7 protein-coding genes and 2 tRNA genes are annotated in these 8,224 nt (G+C 35.4%); 2 read left to right on the forward strand and 7 right to left on the reverse strand.

What is annotated here, in order from left to right; all coding sequences use genetic code 11:
- Positions 1-753 precede the first annotated feature (753 nt).
- From ABY905_RS11050 to ABY905_RS11080, 7 genes are all read right to left on the reverse strand, one after another.
- Positions 754-1,497 (reverse strand): hypothetical protein, encoded by a 744-nt coding sequence (locus ABY905_RS11050; protein WP_372643690.1) that lies wholly within the window; start codon positions 1,495-1,497, stop codon positions 754-756.
- Positions 1,498-1,654: 157 nt separating this feature from the next.
- Complete coding sequence (locus ABY905_RS11055; protein ID WP_372643692.1) at positions 1,655-2,926, reverse strand: tetratricopeptide repeat protein; 1,272 nt, start codon at positions 2,924-2,926, stop codon at positions 1,655-1,657.
- A 269-nt stretch (positions 2,927-3,195) separates the two neighbouring features.
- Positions 3,196-3,900: a Crp/Fnr family transcriptional regulator gene (locus ABY905_RS11060; RefSeq protein WP_372643695.1), complete on the reverse strand. Its 705-nt coding sequence runs from the start codon at positions 3,898-3,900 to the stop codon at positions 3,196-3,198.
- A 233-nt stretch (positions 3,901-4,133) separates the two neighbouring features.
- Entirely contained in the window at positions 4,134-5,156 is a 1,023-nt protein-coding gene (pheS, locus tag ABY905_RS11065) for a phenylalanine--tRNA ligase subunit alpha (protein ID WP_372643698.1), read from the reverse strand.
- Positions 5,157-5,357: 201 nt separating this feature from the next.
- Positions 5,358-6,128, reverse strand: coding sequence for a peptidylprolyl isomerase (locus ABY905_RS11070; protein WP_372643701.1), 771 nt, complete (start codon positions 6,126-6,128; stop codon positions 5,358-5,360).
- 155 nt (positions 6,129-6,283) lie between these two features.
- Positions 6,284-7,105: a peptidylprolyl isomerase gene (locus tag ABY905_RS11075; protein ID WP_372643705.1), complete on the reverse strand. Its 822-nt coding sequence runs from the start codon at positions 7,103-7,105 to the stop codon at positions 6,284-6,286.
- Positions 7,106-7,166: 61 nt separating this feature from the next.
- Complete coding sequence (locus ABY905_RS11080) at positions 7,167-7,517, reverse strand: hypothetical protein (protein ID WP_372643708.1); 351 nt, start codon at positions 7,515-7,517, stop codon at positions 7,167-7,169.
- 141 nt (positions 7,518-7,658) lie between these two features.
- Between ABY905_RS11080 and ABY905_RS11085 the strand changes: the two genes are divergently transcribed.
- Positions 7,659-7,733: transfer RNA gene (locus tag ABY905_RS11085), tRNA-Val, on the forward strand.
- A 29-nt stretch (positions 7,734-7,762) separates the two neighbouring features.
- A tRNA-Val gene (locus tag ABY905_RS11090) sits at positions 7,763-7,837 on the forward strand.
- Positions 7,838-8,224: the final 387 nt, after the last annotated feature.

Genomic DNA, 8,224 nt, shown 5'->3' on the forward strand with positions numbered 1-8,224 from the left:
CGCTATCGCTTTCAATGGCAAACAAATTATATATCGGCATTATCAATTCAATTGCTACAACAATTGAATTTTGACAAAGCAACAAGTCGCTTCCGGGTTGAGAATGGATTTAAATCTGTTTTTCCGGGGCGGCTTTTTTCATTTATATGTTACAAACAGACTATTGGTTTAATTAATTATTTGTGCACAACCAGTAATTGCATCAATAACATATAAATGATGATTATATTTAATCGGAAACGAATGTATGATAAATGTAATAATTATCAAAACCTCCCCCCCCTATATTTAAATACTAAAAATAGCACTTGGCCATGATAAAAACGACACTTATCACAAGCAAGGCAATAAAACAGGCATTTTACATAAATGAACACAAACAAGAGAAAGACGAGTATTTTAGTGATTATATATTTAGTTTATACTAAATACAAACTGCATTGCACAGCAATATGTTTTACAATACTGATAAATATCATATTCTGCTTTAAGAAATTATAAGCTATGAGTGGTATCAATAAATATAAAGCACAAAAAAAGGACTAAGAGCCTAAACCCACAGTCCTTTTCTAATTCTGTTTACGAAAGACCCCTTCGTCAAAAAACAGCTTTCTTCTCGTTAAAAAGCACTCCTTCGTGCAAATTATGCAAATCTTCGTGCTTCTAAGGCGTCCTTCGTCAAAGTAAGCCTCCCTTCGCCTCAGAACCGCTCCCTTCGTATAAACTTACCCTCTTCTCGGGGCTTACAGAGGTTTAGACTTCCTCTTCTATCTTATTTTCTCTAGTCTCTCTTAATTTTCTAAAATAAGCACTAGCATACTGCTCTGCTTTCTCTTCATCTTTCCAAAACAAGAAACGACCTGCCTCACGAATAGCATCAACCCCCTCTTTCAAATAAGTATAAGCCCGATCGCGCATGTCTTTATCAACATTGTCGTTATCGTCTCTGTCGCCATTTACTTTACCTAGCAACAAACCTCCCTGTTCAGCCAATTCTGCCGCCCTATCAAGCTTTAATAAATCGAAACTAACACCTTCAAGCTGTGTTGGATTATTCTTACCTAGCATCGAGAGTTCTGACAAATCCTGAATCATATCAGCATTGGTCGCCCCCTCGGCAATTCGGTGTACAATAGCCATTAAGGCCTTATCTTTTCGATAAGCATATCGGCTGAAATGCAAAATCTCGTCACGTAATTCGAAACCTTCAGAAGATATCAAACTCCACTGTTTTTCAATTTCCGATTTTTCTGCAAAAACCTGAGTCCACCGCGTTTGCGAATAACGAAGACCACCAACTCTAATGGGAAGACTCTCGATTAATGCAACATCCACATCGGTGCTTGCAAACTTGTCTATGTCACGACTTCCTATGTCGTACAAATACATGGCTTCGTTGTTAGCTACATCAATAGGCAGGTTAGGTTGTTTGATGTCTTTTTTCTCTTTGGCATCGTAAATGGGTTTCAATGCTTCGTAGTTTTCTTTATCGCTCATTTTTTTAGGGGTATTGGGGTTAGTAAAAATTAATAATTGAGCTTGAATTTAAACATAGTATTAAATATGACTAGTAAACATCATGTTAAATAAAGTTAACCGACAAAAGATATACTATGAACCATCCTGAAACACTAATGTTAATCAGCCTTACAATTTATTTCTCCATAAACAGATCTTCCTTGAGTTTTGAAATTCTAGATTCGGAGTAATCACGAATAGAAGCAGTTAGTAAATCAAGCCCCTTTTTCTCATCAATGGTATCTAAAACTTTCTGATAGTATTCCAAAGCTTCTTTCTTTTTGTTTAGAGCATCGTATTGCTCAGCAATTAAGTATAAGTAGAACTTCTTTTTGGGGTTGAATTTATGGGCAATTAAGTAGTTATCCAATGCCTCCTGATGTTGTTTTTTATCTGCATAAATAATAGCCTTCTCCTTATGAATAATCGAAAGAATGGAAGAGTCTGGCTGCATCAATTTCAATGATTCATCGAACAATTCCAGGCCCTTATCGGGGTTAAAAAGATGTGTCTCAGCCATGGCCAAATAAAAGACGACCTTCACATCGGTACTATCTATCTGGTAAGATTTATTTAAGAGTTTTAGAGCTATATCAGATTTCTTGAACTTTTGAAATAGAATACCTGCATTACGCATGGTATTTATAGTTGAATCTCCCAGACTTAGGGCTTTGATATATTGATTGAGCGCTTCTATTTCTTCATCCAACTTGATATGAGCCGATGCTGCAATTTGTATAAAACGGATATTCGTAGAATCTTTTTCTAATACTAAATCACAAATATCCAGAGCTGCTTCAGGATCAACTTTCAAATAAACTCGAGCCAATTTACTATTGGTTTCGTAGTCTAAAGGGTTCATGTCCATAGCCATTTCGTAGAACTTAATCGCATCGTCGTACTCACCTAGTTGCTTGTAATTTTCTCCTAAATGAATCCAATAAAATATATGGGAAGCATCGTTATTTTTCCCTCTGTGAAGCAAGTTAATAGCCGCCACTCGTTCTTTAGAGAATTCATGAATTAAAACTCTTTGTTCGAAAGTCCTAAAATGAGGTCTTTGCTCTTTAAGCAATTCATCTAATTCAGTTTTAGCCTGAAGATACATCCCCTGCAAAAAATAGAGATTTGCCAATTCACTTCTAATCTCCAGCTTGTTTTCACAAGATTTAAATGCAGCTTTTAAAACCTCTATGGCATCCGCATTCTTACCTTGTTCTAGCAGAGCATATTGCTTCCAATAATAGGCTTGATAATTGCTTTTATTAGCTTGTATCTGCTGGCTCGAGGCAGTAATCAAGGTGTTCCAATCTTTCTTTTGCCAAAGCTCAAGCAATTCAGTACTCTGAGCAAAAAGTGAGAATTGAAAGCAGGTTAAGATGATTATTAAATTTAGGGTTTTCTTCATGATAATTAATTGGGTAGTGAGAATTGGGTTAACAAAATCAAATCTACTATTTTTGTAGTAGAATCAAAATTCAGATAACATTTTTTAACATAGTCTACCCAATAATAAAACCTGACAGGTTTATAAACGAGATGTAAATAAACCTGTCAGGTTAAAAAAAAAGCACCATTCGAATAAACGAACAGTGCTTTTGTATATTTTAAGTTTATGCAGATCTGTGGACTAAAGATTTACTCTTTAATTGTAAATCGATAATCCTTAATTACTAATTAGTAAACGCCTCCAACTCTTTTGAGAGATCGAACATCAACAATCTTAATTTTTCTGCCCTTAATCTCTATAAGGCCATCGTTCTTAAATTCTGAAAGTAAACGGATGACTGATTCGGTAGCAGTGCCTACCATATTGGCAAGTTCTTCGCGAGTTAAAGAGATTTGAAGCGTATTATCCTGGGCTAAGCCAAAGGTTTCCATAAGCTGCATTAAGACCTCTGCTAAACGTTCTCGAACTGATTTTTGTGCAATGTCAGTAATATAACTATTGGCTTGTCCGAGCTCCTTACAAGTCATCTTAATCAACTCCAATGAAAAATCGGGGTTTTGTTGAATCAACTTGGTAAAAGTATCGCTAGAAATAAAACAAACTATCGCATCCTCAATTACTTTTGAAGATGTACAGGCTGGTTCTTGACTTAAGGCCGATCGGAACCCTATAATATCGCCAGACTTTGCAAATCTGATAATCTGCTCTTTCCCTTCGAGTCCTGTTTTAAAAACTTTTAATACGCCTGAATAAACAAAATAACAGCCACGTGCAGAATCACCTTCAGCATATATGACCTTACCCCTTTTCAGCAATTCACATTGCTCTTCCCAAAAAAGAAGATTCATTTGATCGCTACTCAAATGCTTAAATGTTCTAGCAAAACATTCGGCTAATTGATCACAATTGGGGAAAGTTTGATTCTGACTCATTTTCAAAGCTATTAAAATCTAAAAAACTAAATTTTCAACACACTCAAAAAAGCCTATTCTATATACTCATTGCTGATGCTATAGATCAATTTAGAAGGTAATTTCACTTCCTAAATGGGCAGATAAATATAGTAATTAATGTTAGAGAAATACCAGCTCGAAAACTTTACTTAAAAAAAAATCCCGAAAGCTTGTAAGGCTCACGGGATCTATATTTTACGATTATGTATAATCTAGAAACCTGCAGCAGAAAATTGCTCTAGGAAACGAATATCATTTTCAAAGAACAAACGAAGGTCCTTAATTCCATATTTTAACATGGTAATACGCTCGATACCCATACCTAAGGCAAAACCGGTGTATTTCTTACTGTCGATATTGTTAAGATCCAGAACATTTGGATCAACCATACCACAACCCAAAATCTCTAACCATCCTGTACCCTTACATACATTACAACCATCACCACCACAAAGCGAGCAAGTTACATCAACCTCGGCTGATGGCTCAGTAAATGGGAAATATGATGGACGTAAACGGATCTCAGTTTTCTCACCAAAGAACTCTTTTGCAAAATAACTAAGCGTTTGCTTCAAATCTGCGAAAGAAACATTCTCGTCGATATACAAACACTCAATTTGATGGAAAATACAGTGTGCTCTTGCCGAAATCGCTTCGTTACGGAACACACGACCAGGAGTTAAACAACGAATTGGCAATTCCATTTCAGACATATCATGAGCCTGAACCGATGATGTGTGTGTACGCAATAAAATATCCGGATTTTTCTCGATAAAGAAAGTATCCTGCATATCACGTGCCGGATGCTCCTCTGGGAAATTCAAGGCAGAGAAATTATGCCAATCATCTTCAATTTCCGGTCCTTCAGAGATCGTAAAGCCTAAACGAGAAAAAATCTCAATAATTTCATTCTTAACCAATGATAATGGGTGGCGAGAACCTAACTTTACTGAATCAGCAGGAAGACTTAAATCTAAACCCGACTTGTCAAAATCAGAATTTGTAAAACTATCTTTCAGTTCATTTACCTTATCAAGAGCAGTAGTTTTCAACTCATTTAAGAGTTGTCCAACAACCTTCTTTTCTTCATTTGGCACATTCTTAAAATCGCCAAAAAGAGCAGCAATAGTCCCCTTTTTACTTAGATGTTTAATTCTGAATTGCTCTACCTCGTCGAGATTAGTCGCTGTAAAAGCTCTTAATTCCTCTAATAATTCATTTATCTTACCTACCATCATTGTATTGTTTAGTCAACCAAATAGGGCGGCGAAGTTACAAAAAGATTGTTGAATTTTAATACAGTGTAAATAGAAGTCTCTATGCTAACGGTTCGAAAAATAATTTCTCAGATAATTTCAATCAAGTACACCTCATCCATCAGATAAATATTAAAGGATTTTATTAATTTATCCGATAATCTCAAAACTCTAAAAAGATTAATATTTTAGGATTCGAACTTTCATTTTCACATCCTGATTGGGTCTATCATGTTCATCCGTTTTTAGATTGGCTATTTTATCCATCACATCGAAACCCGAAATAACCTCACCAAAAACCGTGTAATTCTTATCTAAATGAGGAACACCACCTACTGTGGTGAACGCCTTTCTTTGGGCTGCGGTAAATACGAGCTTTTCATTGGAACTCTGATAATCAAAACTAATACTCGATTTAATTTTATCCGCAATCTCTCTGAATTCCTCAACCTTTTTCAACTTTTTTAACGAATCTAGTAGCTGGCGCTTTTTAGGTGTTAGATACCGCTTAGTAATCTGTTTCCTCAAAGGCACATTTACAGCTTTTTCCATGGCCGTTAATTCTTCCATTGTGTAAATTCTCCCATGAGTGATATAAAACTGAGAGACATCTGATTCCTTGAACATATTGACTTTATCCGGCTGCCTGGCAGCTGCCAGTGCACCCTTTTTGTGGAAATATTCCGGGCGAAATTCAGACTCAATGGTTCTGTTCGAACTTCCATAACCAATCTGTCTACCAGGCGATGCATTCCTCGAATCCTGAGAACCTCCCTGAAGTACAAATTCCTTTATCACACGATAAAACAAGGTTCCATCGAAATGCTTATTTTCAATCAATTGCAAAAAATTCTTGCGATGCTTAGGCGTTTCCTTGTAAAGCATCACCTTCATATTACCCAAATTCGTTTCAATCAATATGATTGAATTTGTACGCTTATCCTGAGCCATTAATTCTCCTTTTGAGCAAAAAAGGAACAATAGGAAAGCAAATAATAATAATATCTTCTTAATCTGAATCATGGCGAAAATTAACGTTGTCAATCCAAAAAAACAAAAAAAGCTCCGAATGTTCGAAGCTTTTTCAAAATATAATCTCAGATTGTTTATTGCACAATCGTAATTTTCATTTTCATATCCTTAAGAGGACGATCATTTTCATCAGTTTCCTCAGCAGCAATTTTATCAATAATATCTAGCCCTTCAATCACCTCTCCAAAAACCGTATAGGCCTGATCCAGGTGAGGAATACCACCAACCGTTGAGTATGCTTCCTTCATAGTATCAGTTAAAACCAAAGTTTGCATTTTAGAAATTGAATCAATATTATGCTTCATCTCCTCCATCTTGATATTGAATTTGTCAAATTCACCATCTTTCTGTAACCGAGTCAACTCCTCCTTATATTGAGCTCTTTGGTTCTCAAAAATGGCATTAGCTCGTTTCTTATTGATACTGACAACTAGAGCCTCCAAAGCTTCAGGCTCATAAACTTTACCTTGAGCGATATAGAACTGAGATCCTGAAGATTCCCTTTTAGGATTGGCATTATCGCCTTCACGTGCAGCAGCAATCACTCCTTTTTTATGAAATAAATTAGGATGAAACTCAGCAGGAATATCATAACCCGGGCCACCTTCACCTAACATCATACCTGGTTTTGCCCCCTTAGAGTCAGGATCACCACCTTGAACCATAAAACCATCGATTACTCGATGAAAAAGAGTTCCATCGAAAAAACCTTTATCAGCCAGCTTGATAAAATTATCACGATGAGCAGGTGTTTCATCATATAATTTGATTTTAACAGCACCATATTCAGTATCAATCTGAACAATGCGGTCTTTCTTTCCAAGTTTAACTGAAGTTTTACAGGAATAAGCTGCAGCCAAAAGAATAATTAAACTAAGGGTGATGAGTTTGTTCATAGCTTTGTTTTCTTATTTGTTTGAATCGTTATTACGAAAGTCTACTATTATTTGATTAAGATTAAGCCTCCAGATAATCGTTCTCTTTGAAGTATTCTACAATAGATGACTTCAAAAGTAAATCTTCTTTTTCCTTTGTAAAAGGCGGTATCATTTTATTTTTTTTGAAGATTGGCCACTTATCTTCATCATGGCCTTCTATTGAATAATAGTTCCATTTCATCAACAAGCGACAAGTTGCAAGATTAATTAAGGCCATTTTATCATCTTTCGAATATGTTTCTTTGAAGCCTTCTTCACGTTCCTGAATGCCAATTAGCAATAAAGTGCCATTCAAATCGGCATCAACATTAAAATCTTCAGAAATTTTATATAAAAGTTTATTCCAGTCGCTTTCTAAATTATTATCCATCTAATCAATTTTTTATGAGTCCTAAAAGTAGAGTTTTTCAACAAAAACAAAGGGTTCAGAAGACCTTTTTTTAATTTATTTTCATTTAGGGCTTGCGTATGAAAAAATTCCCTCCTATATTTGCATCGCAATTAAGGGAAAGGGCGATTAGCTCAGTTGGTTCAGAGCACTTGGTTTACACCCAAGGGGTCATAGGTTCGAATCCTATATCGCCCACAATTGTATAACATATACACAGTCTTCTCGGGCGATTAGCTCAGTTGGTTCAGAGCACTTGGTTTACACCCAAGGGGTCATAGGTTCGAATCCTATATCGCCCACACCGAGAAATAAAAAAGGAAATTTTCATTTGAAAATTTCCTTTTTTATTTTACATCCTCCCATAAATATGTTCCTTGAACCTGTAATAATTCCACCCTTCAGCTTAAAGCTATAAATCTCAAAAAAAAATAATATAAAATTAAAGCAATGCATGTGCCCACAACACTAGCAAAACCTTTTAAATATTTATGTCAAAGTGGAAAAGGGATTATCCATTTATCAAAAACTATACTTTTTTTGCATACATTTACATTCACACAAATAAAACAATAATTCATCCGTATTTTAAATAACTTCGTCACATATTTGTTGAGTATCATATAAGTTGTTTTTCAACCACATTATGTATATCCAACAGAAAAATATCAATTTTTATTTGTTTGTAA

The organism is Ancylomarina sp., assembly GCF_041555295.1.
In the GTDB taxonomy this organism is placed as follows: Bacteria; Bacteroidota; Bacteroidia; order Bacteroidales; family Marinifilaceae; genus Ancylomarina.